Genomic DNA, 23,192 nt, shown 5'->3' with positions numbered 1-23,192 from the left:
GAGGGGAGCCGTCGATAACTTCTGGTGGTAGGTGTTCTCCTGCAGGAAGTGATCAAGCGTTGGGGCTGCGGACGTGACGGGAGGAACGCGTTGCCTGCGATGTTGCGAAAGGCGGGGCGCCGCCTGCTCACTCCGGACGACTCGGAGACGACCGCGTCCAAGCGGGGTTTCCATGTGAAGAGCGCCGAAGTCAGGGGCATGCTGGAGAGCGTTGGCAGGAACTTCCTGAGAGGCTTCGGGGAGGCTGTCGAAGTGGGAACCGCAGCGGCGCTGCCAGCTCGTCTCGACGGTATTTCTCCGCGGTTTCGCGGGTTCGCCTATGAGGGCGCGGGCATGGGGTTCGCCGTTGTGGACGCGCTGACGTTCGCGCGTGGTCGCCGGGTCCGTGAGTATCTCGCGGGATGTGGCGATGCTCATGTCTACATGGTCTATATCGGCGTCGGCTGGGCCATGGCGAAACTACCGAGGTCTCGCTGGCCGAAGCTCCGTCTGGATCCTGTGCTGCAATGGTTCGTATTGGACGGTTACGGCTTCCATCAGGCGTACTTCCGCACGGAGCAGTACGTGCGCCGCCACTATCGGGCTCCTCGTTTCCCCTGGCCCGCGCACGATCCGCACGGGTACGCCGGTCGTGCTCTCGACCAGGGAATCGGACGTGCCCTGTGGTTCGTCGGCGGGGCCACGCCCGATGTCGTCACGGCGTTGATCGAGGGATTTCCGTCGGAACGGCATTCCGACCTGTACGCCGGTGCGGGCCTGGCCGCCACTTATGCGGGCGGTGCGGACGAGGTCGAGTTGCGGGCTTTCTGGAAAGGCGCGGGGCGGCATCGCCCGTACGTGGCCCAGGGGAGCGCGTTCGCCGCGGAAGCCCGGCGGCGTGCGGGGCTGGAGGTGCCCCATACGGCGGTCGCGACCGAGGTCTTCTGCGACATGGCGCCGGAGCGGGCGGCGCGGCTCTGTGCCGATGTGGGGGCGCGGTTGCTCGCGCCCGGCCGTGCCGCGGACTCCAGCGGACCGCTCTTCGAGGAATGGCGGCGGTGCATCGCCGATGAATTCGCGACCCGCGGGAGGTGCTGATCGGTGAGTGATATCTCCGGGCGGCTGCGCAGGCAGTCGCCGGCGGCGGTCGTCCTCGTGACGGTGGTGGCGGTGTTTTTCGCTGTTCGCCTGCCGGGTGCGCCCGCGTCCGAGCAGGCCGCGGCCGCGCGGGGTTACGGTTTCGCGCCGATGCGCATCGCCCTGCCGGGAGGGATGACGCGGCAGACGATCCGGCACGTCAACAGGGACTACCGGCACATCGACGCGTGGATCTCCTCGGTCGGGGCGGGCGTCGCCATGAACGACCTGGACGGCGACGGGCTGTCGAACGACCTGTGCGTCACGGACCCGCGCACCGATCAGGTGTCCGTCACACCGGCGCCCGGCGCGGGCTTCCACCGGTACGCCCCCTTCGCGCTGACGGCCGGTGATCTGCCCATGGACGAGGCCATGGCGCCCATGGGCTGCGTACCAGGTGACTTCAACGAGGACGGTCGCACGGACCTGCTGGTCTACTACTGGGGCCGCACCCCGATCGTGCACCTGGCCCGTCCGGACGCCAGGAAGCTCGACCCGGGCGCCTATGCGGCGACGGAACTCGTCCCTGGGCAGAGCGCGGGCAGGACGTACACCGGTCCCGAGTGGAACTCCAACGTCGTGGCGGTCGCCGACTTCGACGGTGACGGCCACGACGACGTCTACCTGGGCGACTACTTCCCGGACGGGCCCGTGCTGGACGACCGCAAGAGCGGCGGGGTAGCGATGAACAGGTCGCTCTCCAACGCGTCGAACGGCGGCGAGGACCACTTCTTCCGCTGGACGGGCGCGTCGACGGGGGAGCGGCCGTCGGTGGCGTTCCAGCGGGTCGAGGGTGCGCTGCCCGAGAGGGTCTCCCGGGGCTGGGTCCTGGCCGCGGGCGCCAACGACCTGGACGGCGACCAGCTGCCCGAGCTCTACATCGCCCAGGACCACGGGCCGGACGCGCTGCTGCACAACATCTCCCGGCCGGGGAAGATCGAGTTCCAGCCGGTGCACGGCGCGCGCACGCCGGGCCTGCCCAAGTCGAAGCGGCTCGGCGGCGACTCGTTCAAGGGCATGGGCGTCGACTTCGCCGACTTCGACCACGACGGCCTCTACGACATCTTCGTCAGCAACATCACCACTACGTTCGGCATCCAGGAGAGCAACCTCCAGTTCATCAACGGCGCGAGGGACCAGAGCGACCTGCGTGGGCAACTGGACGCCGGGCGGGCGCCGTGGCGCGACCGGAGCACCGAGCTCGGCACCGCCTGGGCGGGGTGGGCGTGGGACGTGAAGGTCGCCGACTTCGCCAACAGCGGCGACCCGGCGATCGTTCAGGCCACCGGGTTCGTCAAGGGGAGGGTCAACCGGTGGCCGCAGCTCCAGGAGCTCGCCGCGGCCAACGACCTGGTGGTCGAGGATCCGCGCTGGTGGCCGCATGTGAGGAAGGGCGACGACCTCGCGGGCGATCAGCGGCCGGCGTTCTTCGTCAAGGGGCGGGACGGCGGGTACGAGAACGTGGCGCGGCGGCTCGGCCTGGACGTTCCGATCCCGACGCGCGGCGTCGCCGTCGGTGACGCCGACGGCGACGGGCGGCTCGACATGGCCATCGCCCGGCAGTGGGCCGAGCCCGTCTTCTACCGCAACACCGGCACGTCCCCGGGCCGGTACCTCCGGTTGCGGCTGCTGCGCGACACCAGGCCCGCGCCGGGTCCGCTGCCCGCCGCCGGGTCCCCGGTGACCGACGCGCAGGTCACGGTCACCACGCGCGACGGCCGCGTCCAGGTCGCGCACGTCGACGGCGGCAGCGGGCACTCCGGCAAGCGCGACGAGGTGGTGCATGTCGGGCTCGGGCCGGACCCGGGCGGCCCGGTCCGGGTCGGCCTGCGCTGGCGCGACCGGTCAGGTCAGGTGCGCCGGCAGGACTTCCGGCTCGACCCCGGCCGCCACACGCTGCTGCTCGGCTCCCACGCCAAGGAGAAGTGACCGCCATGTCATCGACCATGTCGTCTCCCGTGTCCGTTCCGGCGCAGGAGGCCGCGGAGGCGCCCGCACCGGCCAGGCACGACCCCAAGGTCGTCATCGCGCTGCGCAACTTCGCCATATCCATGTCGGTGTTCAACGTCCTCGGCTACACGATCCTCGGGTTCGAGCAGCCGTGGACATGGCCTTTCATCGCGCTGGCCAGCGCCTACGGCTTCGAGACGCTGCTGGAGGTCGTCGGTGCCCGGGCGGACGGGCGGCCGCCGCGGTTCGCGGGCCGGGGGCGGAAGGGGGTACTGGAGTTCCTCTACCCGGCGCACATCACCGGTCTGGCCGTGAACATGCTGACCTACGTCAACGACCGGGTCTGGGTCATGGTCTTCGGCGTCCTGGTCGCGATCGGCGCGAAATGGGTGCTGCGGGCTCCGGACCGCGGGCGGATGCGGCACTTCATGAACCCGTCCAACTTCGGGATCACGGTGATCCTGCTGCTGTTCCCGTGGGCGAGCATCGCACCGCCGTACCACTTCACCGAGCGGTTCGGCGCCCCGGTCGACTGGCTCGTCCCGGCGTTCATCATGGCGGCGGGCACCATGCTCAACGCGAAGCTGACCGGACGGATGTGGCTGATCCTGGGGTGGCTGTCGATGTACGTGGTCCAGGCGGTCGTGCGCGGCCTGCTGCTGGGCACCTCGATCCCGGCCGCGCTGATCATGATGACCGGCGTCGCGTTCGTGCTCTACACCAACTACATGGTGACCGACCCCGGGACGAGCCCCTCGGCGCCGGTCTCCCAGTTCGCCTTCGGCGGCGGCGTCGCGCTCGTCTACGGCGTCCTCACGGGGGCGGGCGTCGCCTACGGCCTCTTCTTCGCCACGGCGATCGTCTGCCTGGCCCGCGGGCTGTTCCTGTGGTGGCTTCACATCTCCGCGAAGGTCCGTGGCAGGGATGCGGTGGCCGAACGAACGCCGCGTGTCGCCGACCCCGCGCCTGCAGGCGGGCGGTAGGCGATGAGCGGGGAGCGCACGGCGGTCGTCGGCATGGCGTGCCGGTATCCGGACGCCGCGTCCCCGGGCGAGCTGTGGGAGAACGCGGTGGCCGGGCGGCGCGCCTTCCGCCGGCTGCCCGGCGAGCGGATGCGGCTGGAGGACTACTGGGACGCCGACCCGTCCGCCCCTGACCGCTTCTACGCGCGCTACGCCGCCGTCATCGAGGGCTACGCGTTCGACCGTACGGCGCACCGGATCGCCGGAAGCACCTACCGGTCCACGGACCTCACCCACTGGCTCGCGCTCGACGTGGCGGGCCGGGCCCTGGCCGACGCCGGCTTCCCGGAGGGCGAGGGGCTGCCCCGGGACCGTACGGCGGTGATCGTCGGGAACACGCTGACCGGCGACCGCACGCGGGCCAACCTCATGCGGCTGCGCTGGCCGTACGTGCACCGTGTCGTCGCCGCCGTCCTGACCGAGCGCGAGGGCTGGAGCGGCCACCGGCTGGACGGCTTCCTCGCCGACCTGGAACGCGCCTACAAGGAGCCGTTCCCACCGGTCGACGAGGACACTCTGGCCGGGGGGCTGTCGAACACCATCGCGGGACGCGTCTGCAACCACTTCGACTTGGGAGGCGGCGGCTACACGGTCGACGGCGCCTGCGCGTCCTCGCTGCTGTCGGTGACGGCGGCCTGCCGGTCCCTGCTCGCGGGCGAGGCGGACGCCGCCGTCGCGGGCGGCGTCGACCTGTCCATCGACCCGTTCGAGATCGTGGGATTCGCCAAGGCGGGCGCGCTGGCCCGGGAGGAGATGCGGCTCTACGACCGCCGCTCCAACGGCTTCTGGCCCGGCGAGGGCTGCGGGATGGTCGTGCTGATGCGCGAGGCCGACGCCCGCGCGCAGGGTCGCCCGGTCTACGCCACCGTCGCCGGCTGGGGGATCTCGTCCGACGGGCACGGCGGCATCACCCGCCCGGACGCCCGCGGCTACCGGCTCGCGTTGCGGCGCGCCTACGAGCACGCGGGTTTCGGTATCGGCACGGTGCCGCTGTTCGAGGGGCACGGCACCGGTACACCGGTCGGGGACGAGGTCGAGCTGCGGGCTCTGTCGGAGGCCCGCCGGGAGGCCTCCGCGGGTGCCGCGCCCGCCGCGATCGGCTCGATCAAGGCGGTGATCGGGCACACCAAGGCCGCGGCCGGGGTGGCCGGCTTCATCAAGGCCGTGATGGCGGTGCGCCACCGGCTGCTCCCTCCGACCATCGGGTGCGGCGACCCGCACCCTGTGCTGGACGAGGAGCCCGCGGTCCTGCGGGTGCTGGCGAAGGCGGAGCCGTGGCCGGACGGTGCTCCGCCGCGCGCCGGGGTCACCGCGATGGGATTCGGTGGCATCAACAGCCATGTCGTCCTGGAAGGCGTCGAAGGCTCTGGCGGCTCGCGGCCTCGGGACGGCATGCCCGGCGCGTGCGGCGAGGCCCTCGTCTCCGCCGTCCAGGACGTGGAGCTCCTCCTGATCGACGGCGACACGCCAGGTGTCCTGCGGGAACGCCTGACCGAGCTGGCGTCCTTCGTTCCCCGGCTGTCCTACGCCCAGCTGGCCGACCTCGCCGCCGTTCTGTACGGGGATCTCCGTGACCGGCCGCATCGGGCGGCGCTGGTGGTGTCGTCCCCCGAGGACGCCGAGCGCGGGCTGCGCCGGGTGATCGAGGCGCTCGACTCCGGGGAGTCCGGCCACGCGTCCGCCGACGGCCGGACGTTCCTCGGGCACGCCGGCGGCACGGGGCGGATCGGCCTCCTGTTCCCGGGGCAGGGATCGGGCGGCGGCACCGGAGGCGGCGCGCTGCGGCGGCGCTTCGCCGAGGTGGAGGAGGTCTACGAGCGGGCGGACCTGCCCGCCGGCGGCGACATGGCGGCCACCGAGGTCGCCCAGCCGCGCATCGCCACCGGGTCGCTGGCCGGCCTGCGGGCCCTGTCCCTCTTCGGCCTGGAGGGCTCGGTCGCGGTCGGGCACAGCCTCGGCGAGATCACGGCGCTGCACTGGGCGGGCGCGATGGACGCGGAGGCGCTGCTGCGCGTGGTGGGCCTGCGCGGCGCCGCCATGGCGGAGCACGCCCTGCCCGGCGGCATGATCGGGCTGTCCGCCCCGCCCGGCGCGGCGGCGGCGCTGGCGGCGGGCCGTCCGGTCACGATCGCCGGGTACAACGGCCCGCGCCACACCGTCGTGTCCGGAACGATCGACGACCTCGACGAGCTCGGCCGCGAGGCGGGGCGGTCGGGAGTCGGCTGGACCCGCCTGCCCGTCTCGCACGCGTTCCATTCGCCGCTCGTGGCTCCGGCGGCCGAGGCGTTCGCGGCGGCGCTGGCGGAGGAGCGGTTCGGCGGCGTCGCGCGGCGGACCGTCTCGACCGTGACCGGTGCGGACCTGCCCGCGGACGCCGACCTGCGCGGGCACCTGCGGCGCCAGATCGTCGAACCGGTGCTGTTCGCCCGGGCGGTCGAACTGGCCGCCAAGGAGGTCGACCTGTTCGTCGAGGTCGGGCCCGGCCGGGTGCTGTGCCACCTCGCCGCCCAGACCACCGACGTGCCCGCCCTCCCGCTGGACGTCGAGGACGAGTCGCTGGGCAGGCTGTGCGCCGCGATGGCGGCGGCCTACGTCATCGGCGCGCCGATGCGGTTCGACGCGCTGTTCCGGGGACGGCTGGTGCGCCCGCTGCGCATCGGCGCCGAGTTCTCGTTCTTCTCCAGCCCGTGCGAGTCGGCTCCGCTGGTCGCCGAGAGCGCCCGGCCCGGCGTCGGTGCGGAGCCGGAACCGGCGCGTCCGGCGTCGGCGCGGCCCTCGGCGGCCTGTCCGGCGCTGGGCGGACGCGGAGCGGGCGGCGATCCGGAACCCACCGTGGAGTTGCTGCGGCGGCTGCTCGCCGAGCGCGTGGAGCTCCCTCCGGAGATGGTGACCGAGGAGAGCCGTCCCCTGGACGGCCTGCATCTCAGCTCGATCGCCGTAGGCGAGATCATGAACCGGGCGGCGCTGTCGCTGGACCTGCCGGCCGTGCAGGCGCCTTCCGGCTTCGCCACCGCCACCGTCCGGGAACTGGCCGCCGTGCTCGACACGATGGCCGCCACCGCCCAGCCGGGCGATCGCGGACGGGGTCAGGCCGTGGCCGGTGCCGCCGCCTGGGCCCGCTCGTTCGCCGTGGTCCTCGATCCGCGGCCGCTGCCCGCGCGCCGCGCCCGTGAGGCCGCCGGCCGGTGGCAGGCGCACGCCGCCCCCGGCCACCCCCTGGCCGAGCCGCTGCGGGAGGCGCTGGAACGTGCGCGCGTGGGCGACGGCGTGCTGGTCTGCCTGGGCGGCGGCTGCCCCGAGGAGTGGCCGGGCCTCGCGCTCAGGGGAGCGCAGCAGGCCCAGCGGCTCGCGGCGGGGGGCCGGTTCGTCCTGGTGCAGGAGGATCTCGGGGCGGCGGCGCTGGCCAGGACGCTCCGGCAGGAGTCCCCCGATCTGCACGTCACGATCGTCCACACCCCGCTGACGGGCGGAGCCGTGCGCCGCGTGGTGGACGAGGTCGCGGCCACCAGCGGATTCGCCGAGGCGCATTACGACGGCGACGGCGCGCGGACGGTGCCCACGCTCTGCGCGCTGCCCGTCCGGCCGGAGCGGACCGACATGCCACTGGACGCCTCGGACGTGGTCCTCGCGACCGGCGGCGGCAAGGGCATCACCGCCGAGTGCGCGCTGGCCCTCGCCCTCGGCACGGGTGCGCGGCTCGCGCTGGTCGGCCGGGCCGATCCCGCCGCCGACGAGGAGCTCGCGGCCAACCTGCGGCGGATGGCCGACGCTGGCGCGGACGTCCGCTACGCGCGCGCCGACGTTGGCGACGGCGACCGGGTCCGTGCCGCCGTGGCCGAGTTGAGCGAGGCACTCGGGCCCGTCACCGCCGTGCTGCACGGGGCGGGCCGCAACGAGCCCGCGCCGCTGGCGGCCCTCGACGCCGCCGCGTTCCACCGCGCTCTCGCCCCGAAGGCCGGCGGGCTCCGGACGGTGCTCGGCGCCGTGGACCCCGGCCGCCTCAGGCTGCTGGTGACCTTCGGCAGCATCATCGGCCGGGCGGGGCTGCGCGGCGAGGCGCACTACGCCGTCGCCAACGAACGGCTCGCCGACCTGACTCGCGCCTTCGCCGCCGGGCATCCGCACTGCCGCACGGTCTGCATGGAGTGGTCGGTGTGGTCCGGCGTCGGGATGGGCGAGCGCCTCGCCGTCGTCGAGGCGCTGGAGCGCGACGGCGTCACGGCCGTCACGCCCCGCCAGGGCGTCGAGATCATGCGGCGGCTCGTCGCCGACCCGGACGTGCCGCCGGTCGTGGTGGTCAGCGGCCGGACCGGTGCCGCCGACACCGTCCGCCACGACCTGCCGGAGCTGCCGCTGCTGCGGTTCGCCGGCCGTCCGCTGCTGCGGTACCACGGCGTGGAACTGGTCACGGAAGTGGAGCTGAACGTCGGCTCCGACCCCTATCTGGCCGATCACGCGCTGGACGGGAGCCTGGTCTTCCCGGCGGTGATGGGGATGGAGGCCATGGCGCAGGCGGCCGCCGCCGTGACCGGGCGCCGGACGACCCCCGTCTTCGAGCAGGTCGGCTTCACGCGGCCGATCGTCGTCCCGGCGCGCGGCGGGACGACGATCCGCCTCGCCGCGACCGTCGTGGACGACGACGCGGTGCGCGTGGCGATCCGCAGTTCGGAGACCGGCTTCTCCGCCGACCACTTCACCGCGCTGCTCGTGTACACGGACGAGCGCCCGCCCGCCGGCGCGTCCCGCGGATGCGGGGACGGCCTGCCCGCCGTCGCCCTGGACCCGGCGTCCGAGCTGTACGGAAGCGTGCTGTTCCAGGGCGCCCGGTTCCACCGGCTGGGCCGCTACCGCAGGGCGGCCGCGCGTCATGTCGACGCCGAGGTCACCGCCGTGCCCGCCGGCTCCTCGCCCGGCTGGTTCGCGCGGTTCCTGCCCGAGGCGATGGTGCTCGCCGACCCCGGCATGCGGGACGCCCTGATGCACGGCAACCAGGTGTGCGTCCCCGACGCCACGCTGCTGCCGTCGGGCGTGGAGCGGGTGTGGCCCGCGGGCCCGCGGGTCAGCGGCGAGCTGCGCTTCTGCGCGACCGAGCGGGAACGCGACGGGGACACCTACGTCTACGACGTCGCCGTCCGCGACGCCGACGGCACGCTCGTCGAACGCTGGGAAGGGCTGCGCCTGCGCGCCGTGCGCAAGGGCGACGGCCGCGGCCCTTGGACGGCCCCGCTGCTCGGTCCCTATCTGGAACGCGAGGTGGAGGAGCGGACCGGAGCGCGGATGGCCGTGGCCGTCGAACCCGACGGGGAGGCCGGCGGCGGAGTCGAGGCGCGCCGCGCCCGCACCGCGCTGGCTGCGGAACGGGCGCTCGGGCACCCGGTCCGGATCCGGTACCGGCCGGACGGCCGCCCGGAACTCGCCGACGGACGCACGATCTCGGCCGCGCACGGCGCCGGGGCCACCCTGTGCGTCGTCGCCGGCGGCACGGCGGCCTGCGACATCGAGGCCGTGGCGGAGCGGTCAGGGCCGGCGTGGGAGGGCCTCCTCGGCCGGCACGCGCCGCTGGCCCGGCTGATCGCCGCCGAGAACGCGGACGGGCACGACACCGCCGCCACCCGCGTCTGGTCGGCGATCGAGTGCCTGCGCAAGGCGGAGGTCCCCGCCGGCGCGCCGCTGACGCTCACGCCGCACTCCGGCGGCGCCTGGGTCGTCCTCGCGTCCGGCCCGGTGCGGATCGCGACCCTGGCCACCACCGTGCGCGGCCGCCCCGGCCGAGTGGTGATCGCAGTTCTCGCGGAAGGACGGTCCTGAGATGGACGGCTACTTCGAGTACCGGCACACGGTCGGCTTCGAGGAGACCAACCTCGTCGGCAACGTCTACTACGTCAACCATCTGCGCTGGCAGGGCCGCTGCCGCGAGCTGTTCCTGAAGGAGCGCGCCCCCCAGCTGCTCGCCGACCTGCGCGACGACCTGAAACTGTTCACGCTGAAGGTCGACTGCGAGTTCTTCGCCGAGGTCACCGCGTTCGACGAGCTGTCCATCCGCATGCGCCTGCTGGAACTGGCGCAGACCCAGGTGGACATGGGCTTCGACTACGTGCGGCTGGACCCGGACGGCTCGCAGGCCCTGGTCGCGCGCGGCCGCCAGCGCGTGGCGTGCATGCGCGGTCCCAGCGCCCGCACCGTCCCGGTCCGCGTTCCCGAGCCGCTGGCCCGGGCGCTGGCACCGTACGCCCGCGACGCGGGCGCCGCGGCCGACCTGTGCGGGAGGCCCGGTGGGGACTGAGGGCCCGGTTCCCCGGACGGCACCGGACGCGTGGACGCTGCGGCGCACATTCGGCGAGTTCGCCACGGGCGTGGCCGTGGTGACCGTCGGAGGCGCCGACCCGCACGGCATGACCGCCAACTCCTTCACCTCGGTGTCGCTGGATCCGCCGCTGGCCCTGGTCTGCGTCGGTCACGAGGCCGTCATGCACGGACGGCTCGCCGCCGGGAGCTTCGGGATCTCCGTCCTCGCCGCGGCGCAGGAACCGGTGGCCCGGCATTTCGCGGACCGCTCCCGCACGCTCGGCGCGGCGCAGTTCGACGGCGTCGACTGCGAGCCGGGCCCGGTGACGGGGGTGCCGCTGATCCGCGGTGCCCTGGCCCGGTTCGAGCTGCGGGCCTGCGACGTCCACGAGGGCGGCGATCACTCGATCTTCGTCGGCCGGGTGCTGTCGCTCGACCGTCCCGCCGCGCGGCAGGAGGCCCTGGTGTTCCACCGGGGAGGGTTCGGGCGGATCGCGGCACTGCAACGGGAGGTGGCATGAGCGGGGTCACGCGTCCGGCCGGGCATGCGGAGCGGAGCCGGACACCGCCGGGTCCGCCGCTGACGGCGCTGCCCTCGCTGCTGCGGAAGCTGGCGCGGGACCGGCTCGGCATGCTGACCTCGGCGGCGTTGCTCGGGGACGCGGTGCGCGTGCGCCTCGGCCCCCGGACGCTGTACGTGTTCAACCACCCCGACCACGCCCGGCACGTGCTCGCGGACAACAGCGCCAACTACCACAAGGGGATCGGGCTCGTGCAGGCGCGCCGCGCCCTCGGAGACGGCCTGCTGACCAGCGAGGGGGAGATGTGGCGCCGCCAGCGCGCCGCCGTCCGGCCCGCGTTCCGGACCAAGCGGATCGGCGCGCGGGCGGGACTGATCGCCGAGGAGGCCGCGACACTGGTCGCGCGGCTGCGGGCGCGGGTGGGCGGCGGGCCCGTGGACGTCGTCGCGGAGCTGACGGGTCTCACCCTCGGTGTGCTGGGCCGCACCCTGCTGGACGCGGACCTCGGCGGTCACGGATCGGTGGCCGCCGCCTTCGAGGCCGTCCAGGACCAGGCGATGTTCGAGATGGTGACGCAGGGCATGGTGCCGATGTGGCTGCCGCTTCCGCACCAGCGCCGCTTCCGCCGGGCCCGGGCGGAGCTCGAACGCCTCGTCGACCGGCTGGTGGCCGGCCGTGCGGGCGAGCCCGCCGGCGATGACGCGCTGTCGCGGCTGCTCGCCTCCGCCCGCGCCGAGAGCGACCCCCGGATCGGCCGGCGGCGCGTCCGGGACGAGCTCGTCACCCTGCTCCTCGCGGGCCATGAGACGACCGCGAGCACCCTCGGCTGGACGTTCCACCTCCTCGGGCAGCATCCGCGGGTGGCGGCACGGCTGCGCGCGGAGGTCGTCTCGCACCTCGGCGACCGCGCGCCGGGCGCGGACGACCTGCGCGGCCTGCCCTACGCCACGATGGTCCTCCAGGAGGCCTTGCGGCTCTACCCGCCGGTGTGGATCCTGACCCGGGTCGCCCAGGACGACGACGAGGTCGGCGGGTATCGCATACCCGCGGGCAAGGACGTCCTGATCTGCCCCTACACTCTTCACCGCCACCCGCGGTTCTGGACCGCGCCCGAGCGTTTCGACCCGGAGCGGTTCGCCCCCGGGAACTCCGGTGCGCTGTCGCCCTACGCCTACCTCCCGTTCGGCGCTGGACCCCGGTTCTGCGTCGGCAGTCACCTGGGCATGCTGGAGGCGACGATCGTCTTGGCGATGGTGATGCGGGAACTGCACCTGGACCCCCTCCCGCAGTACCGTGTGCGGCCGGAACCGATGCTGTCCCTGCGCATCCGGGGCGGCCTGCCGATGACGGTGCGCACCGTCTGAAACGCGACACCGTCTGAAGCGCGCACTGTCTGAGACGCGCACCGTCTGACACGCGCACCGTCTGAGACGCCTCGGTGGCGTGGGCGCGAACGGACCGCGAGACGCGCTTCGGCGGCGCGGTGCGCCAGGCGACAGGCCTGGCACAGCGCGCCGCTGGTCGCGGGGTGCTCAGCGCGCCCGTTCCGCCCCGCTCCCCGTCAGCTCGCTCTCCGCAGTGCGGACCGCCGCGCGTCCGACAGCGCCATGAGCACGGGCGGATCGAGGATCTGCATCGGCCTCAGCCGCACGTCCATCGCCCTGGAGCCCTGGACGGCATCGATCGCGACCGGCCCGTGGACGGCCACCGCGGGGCGTTCGTCGACGCATTCCTCTCGTCCGGGCCGAACGGACTGTGCCAGCAGGTACCACTGGCCGAGGGGAACGTTGTCCAGCCTGTACGGGCCGGGACGGCTCAGCACCGTACAGCGGACCGGGGCGCCCTGAGGGATCGGCTCGGGGAAGAGCCCGACGAACACGGTGCCCAGCTCACCCGTGATCTCGCCGGAGACGCGGACCTGGCCGTGCATCGACGCACGGTGGCGGGGCCGGGGAGGGGCGTCGGCGATGTGCGGGGCGGTCCCGCCGAGCCTGCGGTAGTCGCTGGGGGAGAGGCCGACGCACTTCTTGAACCGCGTGCTGAAGGTGCCGCCGCTGGTGTAACCGACCTGCTGGCCGATGTCGGTGACGCTGAGTGAGGTGGTCAGCAGGAGCCGCTTGGCCTCCTGAAGCCGTACGGCCGACAGGAACCGGCCGGGCGAGATCCCGGTGGCCCGCTGGAACACCCTGCTGAAATGGAATTTGCTGAACATCGCGATCCGGGCCATGTCGTCGATGGTGATCGACTCGCCGATGTTCTGCTGAATGCTCTCGATGACCCGTGTGATCCGCTCTTCGGTGCGCCGGTCGGTGAGCTGCATCTTCCCCTGCCGAAGGTGAGGCGATGTGACCGGAAGGAGCATCCGATCCGGAGTCGGTCGGACCGGGATCGGCCTTCCTCCTTACCTGGCTCAATGGTAATTCGCGGCGGAAAAAAGAGAGACTCGTCCGCTGAACAGAGCGGAATCGATAGTGGAATGGTGCTCGCCATACCGCGGGAAACGAAGGATGCGCGCCATACCGTGACGGGCGTCGAATGGTGCGGCGTACCGCCGACGGCGTCGTGCCGGGCGACCCGGCGGGCGGATGGCGCGTCCGCGCGGCGGGGTCAGCGCGTGCCGTCCGCCCTCTGTTCGAGCCTCCGGGCCAGCCGCTCCCAGTCGCGTGCGCACTCCCGGGCGATCGCTATGACCGTTCCCGCGCAGTGCGGCGGCAGCGCCTCGGCGATGGCCGGCCAGCCGGCGCCTGCCGCGGCGTGCGCGTGCAGGAGCCGCAACAGGCCGCGCCCCGTCTCGGTCTGCCGCACGGCCGGATCGGAGGCCAGCCGGGGCAGGAGCCGGGGCAGTCCGGCCGAGGCCGCGGACCGGCCGCCGGTGGACATGGAGCCGGCCGGCGGCGCGCCGACGGGCATGGTGATGCCTCCGGTCGCGCGCTGCCGGCCGGGTGCCGGATCCGTCCCGCGCCGGACCCTGAGGCGGACGTCGTGCGCGGTGCCCACCGAGACGCCCGCGGCCTTGGCGATCTCGCGGAGCGTGGCGGACGGATCGGCGGCGATGATCTCGGCGGCGCGGCGGCGCCCGGTGGCGGCGCTGACCGGCCGGCTCCTGCCGTCGACCCCGCGGCGCACGTCCGTGTTCAAGTCCGGTACTTCCGCGGTCGAACGTCGGCGCAGCCGTCCGACGGTCTTCGGCGACAGGCCCGTGAGCAGGCCGATCGCCCGGTCGGACAGGTCCGGGTGGGTCGCGAGCACGCGCAGCGCGGCCGCCCGGCGCTCGGGCAGCGACAGGGGAAGCCCGTGCCGGGAGTTCTCCGCGACCGCGCGGAGGAAGACGGCGTCGTCGTCGCCGTCCACCAGCAGGACCTCGACCTCGTCGCGACCGCGGAGGGCGGCCGCCTTGGCGCGGTGGTGACCGTCGATGATGCGCATCGACGCGCGATGGACGAGTATCGGCGGGAACTGCACACTGTCGTCGGCGAGCCGGCGTATGTGCTCGGCATTCTCGGTCGTGCGCGGGGAGTCGCCGGGACGGAGGAGATCGAGCGGAACCATGCGGGCGGCGAAACCATTCTCCGAAACGCCGTCGTTGCCCGTATGGGGGGGTTTGCCACTCGCTTCCCTGTGCACCGTCCCCACGATTCTTCCTCGGGTTCGCGAAAATGCGGCGAGCCAGCCTGAACGCACGGTTCATGGTGCGGACGCCCGGCTGCTTGGACAGGCAAGAAGATACCGGCTCCCCCGTCTGTGACAAGGCCCCTCACGCGTCCCGCATCCCACCCTGTCCACAAGACGTTGACCTGGCCGGACCTGTGAGTCCGCAGGTCAGCCCATAAATGACGCTGAGTGATGGCCTTGGTGATCGTCCGGGGAGGATAGCTCGATCTGACCACGGAATGTAACAGGCCGGGCGGTACCGCCATGGTCGGCCCGCGGCCCGTCGCCCGCGGGCAGTACCGCGATCGGACGGCCCCGGCCGGACGGCATGCTCGGAGAAGCGCCCGCTCGACGCGGCCGGGACGATGAGGAGCGAGCCCGGGAGGACGACCCCGCTCCACCGCCCGTGCCTGGCGGGCGTCCGGGCATCCGGGCATCGCCGCATCGGGAGGCCGAGGCCGGCGAGGCATTGACGCGATCGAGCGGGCCCGCGGGGACGAGCTGATGGGAGGTGGACCGTGGATCCGGCGTTCCCGTACGACGACGGGCCGAGAACGACGACGCTTGAGGCCTTCGCCGACACGATCATCCCGGGCGCCCGGCGCACGCCCGGCGACAGGGCGGTCGCAGGCGCCGCGCCCGGCCCGGGGGCGGTGGAGGCGGGCGCCCTGACCCTGCTGGACGACCCCGCCACCGGGATCGGCGACGGGCTGGACGACCTGGTCCGGCGGCTGAACGAGCACGCACGCGAGCACCTGCGGCGGCGGGAACCCGGCCGGGAGCCGGGAGCCCCCGCCTTCGCCGCCCTGCCCTTCACGGAGCGCACCGCGCTGGTGAAGGCGCTGACCGCTCCCGGGCATCCCGAGCGGGAGGCGTGGATCGGCGTCGCCCTGTTCTGCTTCATGGCCTTCGACAGCGCGGCCCACCTGCACACGCGCGACGCGCTCGCGGCGGGCCACCCCGGCCTGCGGACGCTGGGGCTGGCGGACCCGGACCCCGACGGCCTGTGGCGCTTCCCCGCCTTCTCCTACCGGTGCCGGCTGGCCGACCCGCACCCGGCCACCACCGCCTCCGGCAGCCCGGCATGACCGCCGTCGAGAGCACCGACGTCCTGGTGGTCGGCAGCGGTTTCGGCGGTGCCGTCGCCGCCTACCATCTGGCGGCCGGGGGAGCGGGAGTCGTGCTGCTGGAGCGCGGCCCGTGGCTGGCGGACGAGGAGTTCGAGCACGACTTCAGGCTCGGGTCCTCCTATACGAGGATCTTCGACTTCGTGATCGGGGACGGGCTCAGCGTCCTCGGCGGCAACTGCGTCGGCGGCGGCAGCGTCGTCTACTTCGCCGCCATGCCGCGGGCGCCGGGCTTCGCCTTCGAGCGGCGCGGGAGCCTGCGGCGGCGCATGTGGCCGGCGGACGTCTCCCGGGACACGCTGGACCCCTGGTACGACCGGGTCGCCGAAGCGCTGCCGGTGACGACGCAGGACTGGGACGAGGTCCCCTATGCGGGCGGGCTGTGGGCGGCGGCGTGCGCGCGGGCCGGGCACACCGCGAATCCCGTGCCGGTGGCCGTCGACACGGGCACCTGCGTGAACTGCAACTGGATGATCGCGGGCTGCCGCTTCGGCGCCAAGCGGTCGCTGCTGGCCAACTACCTGCCGGCCGCCCTCGCGCACGGCGCCCGGATCCGGCCGCTGCACGAGGTCCAGCACCTGTCCCGCAACGACGACGGCGGCTACCGGGTGCACTACACCGTGGTCGACGGCGACGACTACCGCGTGCACACGGACGGCGGCAGCATCGACGCGAAGATCGTCGTGCTGGCCGCCGGCGCCGCCGCCACGCCGGTGATCCTCCGCCGTTCGGAGCGGGCCCTCGGCCGGATGCCGCACGCGGTCGGCCGCTACCTGTCGGGCAACGGCGAGCGGCTCAACACCGCGGTCGTCGACGAGGACCGGGCCCGGGACCTGCTCGGCCTGTCCCGCGACGGCGGCCGGGCCTACGCCGCCAACCAGATCGGGCGGGGGCCCGCCGTCGCGAACTGGGACCGGCTCGACGCGTCGCTGCCCGAGTACTCCCGCTTCTCGCTGGAGCAGCTCTACTTCCCGCCCGGGCTCGGCACCATCCTCGCGCAGGCGCCGGGCCCGGCCGGGCCGGAGTGGTTCGGGCCGGCGAAGAAGGAGATGCTGCGGCGCTGGCAGTCCTGGCTGACGGTCTTCACGATGTCCGAGGACGACAACGAGGGCGTCTTCGGGGAACCGCCCGCCACCGGCAACGCCGTCCGGATCTCCCAGCAGATGCTCGGCCGGGGCACCCTGCGCTACCACCCGACGGCGAACACGCTGCGCGGATGGGCCGAGTCCGACGCCGCGGTCCGTGCCATCGCCGAGCGCGACGGGCTCGCCACCGTGCTCCCGTGGACCGGTGAGCTGGTCGGCGCGTACACGGTGCACCCGCTCGCGTCCTGCCGCATCGGCGATGACCCGGCGACGTCCGCGCTGGACGGCCGGCACGAGCTGCGCGGCCATCCGGGCATCTTCGTCACCGACGGATCCGCGGTGCCGGCCGCGCTCACGGTGAACCCGGCGATGACGATCGCGGCCCTGGCCGAGCGCGCCATGCCGGGCCTCGTCGAGTCCGCGCGGCGGCGCGGCGTCCCGGTGACCTACGGGGCGCCCGGCCCGGCGGGAGAGACCGCCGCCCGCCGTGCGACCGCGCCGCTCGCGGCCCATCTCGCCCGGGATCCGCGGTCGGTGCCGGGCGCGCGGCGGAGATGAGCGGACTGCTCGTCCGGGCGACCCGGAGGGCGGCGCCGAGCCATGTGCGCTACGTCCGGACGGTGGCGCCGGACGCGGCGGAGGGCCTCGTCGCTCGGGTCTACGCGCAGGTCGAACGGGACTTCGGCATGCTCGCCCCGCCGGTGGCCCTGCACGCGCCGGCGCCTGAGGCCCTGGCGGCCTGCTGGACGCTGCTGCGCGAGACGCTGCTGGCGGACGGACGGGCCGACCGCCCCGCCAAAGAGGTGGTCGCGGCCGCGGTGTCCCTCGCCAACGCCTGCCCCTACTGCGTGGACGTGCACGGCGCCGTCCTGCACGCGCTGATCGGCCGGAACGCCGCCGCGCTGCTCCGGGACCGGCCGGCGGCCGCCACCGACCCGCGGCTGCGGGGCATCGCGCGGTGGGCGCGCGACGGGGCGCCGCCACCGGGCACGGTGCCGTCCGAGCACGGCGCGGAACTGCTCGGGGTGGCGCTCGCCTTCCACTACCTCAACCGGATGGTCAACGTCTTCCTCCGCGATTCGCCGTTCCCGGCGCGGACGCCCGAGCGGCTGCGCGGGGGCCTGCGGCGGCTGTCGGGCCGGCTGCTGCGCGGTCCGGCGAGTCGCGCGCTTCCTCCGGGTGCGTCCCTTGACCTGCTGCCCGAGGCTCGGCTGCCGCGGGACCTGGCCTGGGCCGCCGGTGCCCCGCATGTCGCCGGAGCCGTGGCGCGGGCCGCCACGGTCTTCGACGAGGAGGCCCGGCGATGGGCGCCGGAACGAGTGCGCCGGCTCGTACGGGACGAGCTCGGCGAAGCTTGCCCGCCGCTCGGCGCGCACCGGATCCGGATCGCGGACTCGGTGGAGGCCCTTCCGCCCGCCGAGCGCCCGGCGGGCCGTCTCGCGCTGCTGGCGGCGCTCGCCTCGTACCGGACCGGGCCGGCCGACGTCATCGCGTACCGGAACGGCACCGGAGACGGCCAGGACCTCGTGGGGCTCGTCGGGTGGGCGGCGTTCACCGCGGCCGGGCGGGCCGTCGCCGGGCTCCGGGCCGCCGCCCCCGCCGCCTGGTCCGGCACGCCGACCGGCCGTGCTCCGGGACCCGGACCGCGCACGGGAGGAGATGTGCCCGGCGCGACCCGAGCCGACGATGGACGTCGATGAGAACCGACGAGAGGACGGACAAGTGACCGACCCGCAGAGCGTTATGGCCGACCTCGTCGCCGAGGGAGAGCAGGTCGACGGCCTGGTCGCCGGCTTGGACGAGGCCGGATGGCGCCTTCCCACCCCCGCCCCCGGCTGGACGGTCGCCCACCAGATCGCCCATCTGACGTCGGTCTTCCGCATGGCCGCGTCGGCGGCGGCGGATCCGGCGGGGTTCGAGGCGATGCGGGCGGGGCTCTCGGAGGACTTCACCGCGAACGTGGCCGGGGCGATGGCCCCGTACCTGGCCGAGCCGCCGCCGGTGCTGCTCGGCCACTGGCGCGCCGCGCGGCGGAGTGCCGCCGAGGCGCTCGCGGCCGTCCCGGCCGACCGGACGGTTCCCTGGCTCGTACGGCCGCTCCCGCCCCAGATCCTCGGCTGCGCCGGGATGATGGAGCTGTTCGGGCACGGGCAGGACATCGCCGACGCCCTGGGGACCCGGGTGGAGCGGACCGACCGGATCATGCACGTCGCCGGATTCGCGACGCTGGTCCGCGAGTTCGGCTACCAGGCCCGCGGCCTGAAGGCCCCGGAAATGCCCTTCCGATACGAATTGCGCACCCCTTCCGGGGCGTCGTGGGAAACGGGCCCGGAGGACGCCGACAATCGCATCGGTGGTCCAGCGGAGGACTTCTGCCTACTGGTCACCCGGCGTCGGCACAGGGACGATCTGGCGCTGACCGCCGAGGGGGAGGAGGCGGACCGTTTCCTGGACGTCGCCCAGGCATACCGGGGCCCGGCCGGTCCGGGCAGAGCCCCCGGCCAGTTCGCCCGTGCCCACCGCGTTCCCTCCGTCGGACGTGGTTGACGTGCTCCGGCATTCTGGGAGATGCCCTTTTTTCGTGGCGCGGAAAGAATGGAGTAACGCTGAGAACGCGAGCAGGCGACCACGCCTTCCCGATCGTTCTCATTCGCATCGTCGTGCTGGCGTGAGTCGGCGACAGTCGGCGACCGAAAGAATGGAGATTCGCATCGTGAAATCGCTGCTGGCCAGATCCGTTGCCGTGGCCTCGGTCGGCCTCGGCCTCGCGCTGGCCGCCCAGGCGCCGTCGACGGCGGCCGAAGCCCGCGCCCCGAAGCCTTCCATGAAGGAAGCCACCATCGAGGTGAATCCGGCGACCGACCTGCCGTCCACGGCCGCCGTCGGGGTGTCGGGCCGCGGGCTGGACCCCGAGTACACCTACTACGCCCAGGAGTGCGGCGTCCGGATAGCGAGCAACGACTGGGCCTGTGACCCCAACACGCGAGTCGAGATCGAGCCGGGCAAGGGCGGGGCGTTCAGCACGCCGCTGACCGTGCACTCGCGCTTCACGGGCGTCATGGGCAACGGTGAGATGTTCGACCTCGACTGTCACCTGGCCCGGTGCATCGTCGGCGTCGCCGCCCTCGACGGGGGCGACGCCACCTCCGCCCCCATCTCGTTCGCGCCCGACGGCGGCGGTCAGGGTCTCCAGGGGACCGCCACCGCGCAGCAGGGAGCGCAAGCCCCGGCGACGCAGCAGGGGGCGCAGGCCCCCGCGACGCAGCAGGGAGCGCAGGTCCCCGCCGCGCCGCCGGCGGCGCAGGCGCCGAGCGCGGGCTGACGCGGGCATCGAGTGGTGAGCCGCTGCCGGGCCGCCGACCGCGAGGCCCGGCGGCGGCCATCCGTACCGGCTGGGTGAGGAGGGCGGACCGTGAGACGGCGCATCGCGAGGCCGGGGGCGCTGACGGCCGCGCTCGTGGCCATCCTCGTACCCGCGGTCCATGGCGCGACCCCGCCGGCGGGCGCGGCGGATCCGGTCGTGGCGGTGACGGATCACGGACTCGTCCGCGGCACGGTCACCGGCGCGCGCCGGGACTTCTCCGGCATCCCGTACGCCGCCCCGCCCATCGGGGACAGGCGCTGGACGGCTCCGGTCCCTCCGAGGCCGTGGACCGGCGTCCGCGGTGCCGCGGAGCCCGGCCCGGCCTGCGCGCAGCTCGAACTCCCGCCCTACGCCGCCAGCGGCTCGGAGGACTGCCTCTACCTGAACGTGACGACGCCGCGGCGCGCCGCCGGACGCGGGCTGCCCGTGATGGTCTGGTTCCACGGCGGCGGGTTCAGCTCGGGCGCGGGCGGCGACACCCGTGCGACCGGGCTCGCCGCACGCGGCGACGTCATGGTCGTGACGGTCAACTACCGGCTCGGAGTGTTCGGCTTCCTCGCCCATCCGGCGCTCGACGGGGGGACGGCCGACCGCAGGTCGGGGAACTTCGGCCTGGAGGACCAGCAGGCCGCGCTGCGCTGGGTGCGCGGCAACGCCGCGGCCTTCGGCGGCGACCCGCACAACGTGACGATCTTCGGGCAGTGGTCGGGCGGCAAGGCGGTGTGCCTCCAGATGGCCGCGCCGCGCGCCGCCGGGCTGTTCGAGCGGGCCATCACCATGAGCAACCCCTGCCTGCTCCACACCGTGCCGAACGCGGACGGGACGCCGGACCCGACGCCCCTCGGCATGCCGCGGCCCCGCGCCGAGGCGGAGGGGCAAGGGCTCGCCCTGGCCAGGGACGTGGGGTGCGCCGATCCGGGCACGGCCGCGTCCTGCCTGCGTTCCCGGCCGGTGGCGCTCCTCCTGGACAGGGCGCCCGCGCTGGAGTACACGCCGGTGTACGGCGGGGGCGGTGTGCTGCCGGTCGATCCGCTCAAGGCGTTCGAGGCGGGCGACATCGCGCGGGTCCCGCTGATGGTCGGCATCAACCGGGACGCCTACCGCACCTCCGACGCCTTCCTGGAGGAGTTCGGATCCGCGCCGCTCACCGAGGAGGGGTACCGCCGCCGCCTGCGCGCCTTCGCCGGCGCGGACGGAGCGGGCAAGGTGCTGAACCGGTATCCGCTGAAGGACTACGGCGGCGTCCCCAGCCTGGCATGGTCGGCGGCGGCGACCGACGCGCTGCTCGCGCGCCCCATGCTCGACACCGTCCGCCTCCTCTCTCCACGCCTGCGCGTCTACGCCTACGAGTTCGCTGACGAGAACGCCCCCTGGTACACCGATGTCGCGAAACCGAGCTTCCCCACGGGCTCCTTCCAGGACTCCGAACTCCAGTACCTGTTCGACACCCGCTACTTCCGCGGACGCGTGCTCGCCCCGGCGCAGCGACGGCTGTCCGAGCAGATGATCGGCTACTGGACGCGGTTCGCGCGGACGGGCGATCCGAACCGTCCCGGCCTTCCGCCGTGGCCGCTGGGCGACGCCGCCTCCGACCGCGCCCAGGTACTGGCCCCCGGACCGGCCGGCGTCCACCCGGCGGACCTCGCACAGGCGCACCACTACAGGTTCTGGCTCTCGGTGCGCTACTGAGCCGGATCCGGAGAGGACCTCTGATGGCGGAGACGACTCCGAGCGGGCCGCGCTCCCGGGTCGTGCCACGCGACCTGGTCGGCCTGGCGATCCTCGGCCTGCCCACCCTGCTGATCGCCCTCGACAACTCGATCCTCTACCTGGTGCTGCCACGGCTGAGCACCGATCTGCGGGCCGGCGCCGCCGAACAGCTCTGGATCGCCGACATCGGCGTGTTCACGATGGCCGGGCTGCTCGTTCCGGCGGGCGCGCTCGGCGACCGCATCGGCCGCAGGCGCCTGCTGCTCCTCGGGACGGCATGCCTGGGGGCCGTGTCGGTGACCGCCGCCTACGCCGTCAATCCCGGCATGCTCATCGCGAGCCGGGCACTGGTGGGCGTGGCCTCGGCCGCGCTGGTGCCGTCCATCATGGGGCTGATCAGGGGCATGTTCCCCGACGCCCGGCGGCACGCCCGCGCGGTCGCCTTCTGGATGAGCTGCTACGTGGGCGGCACCGCGCTCGGTCCGCTGGCCGCCGGCACCCTGCTGGACGCCTTCTGGTGGGGGTCGGTCTTCCTGCTGAACGTGCCGGTGGCGCTCGCGGTGCTGCTGCTCGGGCCCCGGCTGCTCCCCGAGCACCGGAACCCCGCGGCCGGACGGCTGCACGTTCCCAGCGTGCTGCTGTCCCTGGCGACCGTCCTGCTGCTGACCTACGGCCTCAAAGGGCTGGCCCGTGAGGGGCCCGGCACGACATCGGCCGCCGCCGTCGCGGTGGGCGCCGTCTGCGGTGCGGTCTTCGCCCGCTCGCAGCGCTCGCTGGCGGACCCGCTGCTCGACATCGGACTGCTCCGGCTGAGGACGCTCGGCGCCGCGGTGTCCCTGACGGCGGTGGCGGGCGTGCTCAGCGGCGCGCAGCTGTTCGTCGGCCTCTACCTCCAGACGGTCGAGGGCATGTCGCCGCTGGCCACCGCGGTGTGGCTGCTGCCCTCCACGCTCGCCACGGTCCTCGCCGTCCAGGTCGCCCCGGGCCTGACCCGCTGGATCAGGCCGGGGTCCGCGATCGCGGCGGGGCTGGCCGTCGTCGCCGGCGGCTACCTGATGCTGCTCCCGATCGACGGCCCGGGGCGCCGGACACTGCTGATGGCGGGGCTGGTGGTGTCGTCGGTCGGCATCGGCCCGCTGTCGGCCCTGTGCGCGCACCTGGTCCTGCGCTCCGCGCCGCCCGGCCGGGCGGGATCCGCCGCCTCGCTCAACGAGACGTGCGGCCAGCTCGGGACGGCCGCGGGCATCGCGGCGCTGGGCGTGCTGGGGAACGCCGTGTACGCGGCGCGGATGCGGACGCTGCCCGCCGGGGTGCCGCCGGACGCGGCCGCGTCCGCCCGCGACAGCGTCATCGGCGCCGCG

At 74.1% G+C, this 23,192-nt stretch carries 16 protein-coding genes; 14 read left to right on the top strand and 2 right to left on the bottom strand.

The window, feature by feature from the left end:
* The first annotated feature begins 48 nt into the window (after positions 1 to 48).
* From E1300_RS28765 to E1300_RS28735, 7 genes are read left to right on the top strand one after another with little or no spacing between them, the layout of a single operon-like run.
* A complete protein-coding gene (locus E1300_RS28765; RefSeq protein ID WP_242619453.1) occupies positions 49 to 1,077 on the top strand; it encodes a DUF1702 family protein in 1,029 nt (342 codons plus the stop codon).
* Positions 1,078 to 1,080: 3 nt separating this feature from the next.
* A complete protein-coding gene (locus E1300_RS28760) occupies positions 1,081 to 3,045 on the top strand; it encodes a CRTAC1 family protein (protein ID WP_131760224.1) in 1,965 nt (654 codons plus the stop codon).
* Between the two features lie 5 nt (positions 3,046 to 3,050).
* A complete protein-coding gene (locus tag E1300_RS28755) occupies positions 3,051 to 4,049 on the top strand; it encodes an enediyne biosynthesis protein (RefSeq protein ID WP_242619452.1) in 999 nt (332 codons plus the stop codon).
* Positions 4,050 to 4,052: 3 nt separating this feature from the next.
* On the top strand, positions 4,053 to 9,896 hold the full coding sequence (locus E1300_RS28750) for a type I polyketide synthase (protein WP_131760223.1): 5,844 nt from the start codon (positions 4,053 to 4,055) through the stop codon (positions 9,894 to 9,896).
* A 1-nt stretch (position 9,897) separates the two neighbouring features.
* Entirely contained in the window at positions 9,898 to 10,371 is a 474-nt protein-coding gene (locus tag E1300_RS28745) for an acyl-CoA thioesterase (protein WP_131760222.1), read from the top strand.
* The gene (locus E1300_RS28740) at positions 10,361 to 10,894 is read left to right on the top strand and encodes a flavin reductase family protein (protein WP_131760221.1); all 534 of its coding nucleotides are present in this window, start codon (positions 10,361 to 10,363) and stop codon (positions 10,892 to 10,894) included. Before E1300_RS28745 ends, E1300_RS28740 begins: the two co-directional genes overlap by 11 nt.
* Entirely contained in the window at positions 10,891 to 12,258 is a 1,368-nt protein-coding gene (locus E1300_RS28735) for a cytochrome P450 (RefSeq protein ID WP_131760220.1), read from the top strand. Before E1300_RS28740 ends, E1300_RS28735 begins: the two co-directional genes overlap by 4 nt.
* 197 nt (positions 12,259 to 12,455) lie before the next feature.
* On the opposite strand, the gene E1300_RS28730 is transcribed toward E1300_RS28735, so the two are convergent.
* Positions 12,456 to 13,214, bottom strand: a complete 759-nt coding sequence (locus E1300_RS28730) for a helix-turn-helix domain-containing protein (protein WP_131760219.1) — start codon at positions 13,212 to 13,214, stop codon at positions 12,456 to 12,458.
* Between the two features lie 287 nt (positions 13,215 to 13,501).
* Entirely contained in the window at positions 13,502 to 14,443 is a 942-nt protein-coding gene (locus E1300_RS28725) for a ParB/RepB/Spo0J family partition protein (protein ID WP_131760218.1), read from the bottom strand.
* A 620-nt stretch (positions 14,444 to 15,063) separates the two neighbouring features.
* Between E1300_RS28725 and E1300_RS28720 the strand changes: the two genes are divergently transcribed.
* The 7 genes from E1300_RS28720 to E1300_RS28690 all read left to right on the top strand — a co-directional run.
* A complete protein-coding gene (locus tag E1300_RS28720) occupies positions 15,064 to 15,633 on the top strand; it encodes a DUF5987 family protein (protein WP_131760217.1) in 570 nt (189 codons plus the stop codon).
* On the top strand, positions 15,630 to 17,315 hold the full coding sequence (locus E1300_RS28715) for a GMC family oxidoreductase N-terminal domain-containing protein (RefSeq protein ID WP_131760216.1): 1,686 nt from the start codon (positions 15,630 to 15,632) through the stop codon (positions 17,313 to 17,315). Before E1300_RS28720 ends, E1300_RS28715 begins: the two co-directional genes overlap by 4 nt.
* The gene (locus E1300_RS28710; protein ID WP_131760215.1) at positions 17,312 to 18,457 is read left to right on the top strand and encodes a carboxymuconolactone decarboxylase family protein; all 1,146 of its coding nucleotides are present in this window, start codon (positions 17,312 to 17,314) and stop codon (positions 18,455 to 18,457) included. The genes E1300_RS28715 and E1300_RS28710 overlap by 4 nt, the downstream gene beginning before the upstream one ends.
* Positions 18,458 to 18,479: 22 nt before the next feature.
* Positions 18,480 to 19,304: a TIGR03084 family metal-binding protein gene (locus E1300_RS28705; RefSeq protein WP_207400006.1), complete on the top strand. Its 825-nt coding sequence runs from the start codon at positions 18,480 to 18,482 to the stop codon at positions 19,302 to 19,304.
* A gap of 166 nt (positions 19,305 to 19,470) precedes the next feature.
* Positions 19,471 to 20,079, top strand: coding sequence for an enediyne antibiotic chromoprotein (locus tag E1300_RS28700; protein ID WP_165503038.1), 609 nt, complete (start codon positions 19,471 to 19,473; stop codon positions 20,077 to 20,079).
* A 90-nt stretch (positions 20,080 to 20,169) separates the two neighbouring features.
* The gene (locus tag E1300_RS28695) at positions 20,170 to 21,810 is read left to right on the top strand and encodes a carboxylesterase/lipase family protein (protein WP_131760212.1); all 1,641 of its coding nucleotides are present in this window, start codon (positions 20,170 to 20,172) and stop codon (positions 21,808 to 21,810) included.
* Between the two features lie 23 nt (positions 21,811 to 21,833).
* A partial coding sequence (locus tag E1300_RS28690) for an MFS transporter (RefSeq protein WP_131760211.1) occupies positions 21,834 to 23,192 on the top strand: 1,359 nt, incomplete at its 3' end.

This window comes from Actinomadura fibrosa (assembly GCF_900659615.1).
In the GTDB taxonomy this organism is placed as follows: Bacteria; Actinomycetota; Actinomycetes; order Streptosporangiales; family Streptosporangiaceae; genus Spirillospora; species Spirillospora fibrosa.
Note: the sequence above shows the minus strand (reverse complement) of the source record. Positions and strands in the feature narration are given on the sequence as shown.

Coding starts and splice junctions, on each gene's coding strand:
- E1300_RS28755 (WP_242619452.1), top strand. CDS start 3,051: ATGTCATCGACCATGTCGTCTCCCGTGTCCGTTCCGGCGCAGGAGGCC.
- E1300_RS28750 (WP_131760223.1), top strand. CDS start 4,053: ATGAGCGGGGAGCGCACGGCGGTCGTCGGCATGGCGTGCCGGTATCCG.
- E1300_RS28745 (WP_131760222.1), top strand. CDS start 9,898: ATGGACGGCTACTTCGAGTACCGGCACACGGTCGGCTTCGAGGAGACC.
- E1300_RS28735 (WP_131760220.1), top strand. CDS start 10,891: ATGAGCGGGGTCACGCGTCCGGCCGGGCATGCGGAGCGGAGCCGGACA.
- E1300_RS28730 (WP_131760219.1), bottom strand. CDS start 13,214: ATGCAGCTCACCGACCGGCGCACCGAAGAGCGGATCACACGGGTCATC.
- E1300_RS28725 (WP_131760218.1), bottom strand. CDS start 14,443: ATGGTTCCGCTCGATCTCCTCCGTCCCGGCGACTCCCCGCGCACGACC.
- E1300_RS28715 (WP_131760216.1), top strand. CDS start 15,630: ATGACCGCCGTCGAGAGCACCGACGTCCTGGTGGTCGGCAGCGGTTTC.
- E1300_RS28710 (WP_131760215.1), top strand. CDS start 17,312: ATGAGCGGACTGCTCGTCCGGGCGACCCGGAGGGCGGCGCCGAGCCAT.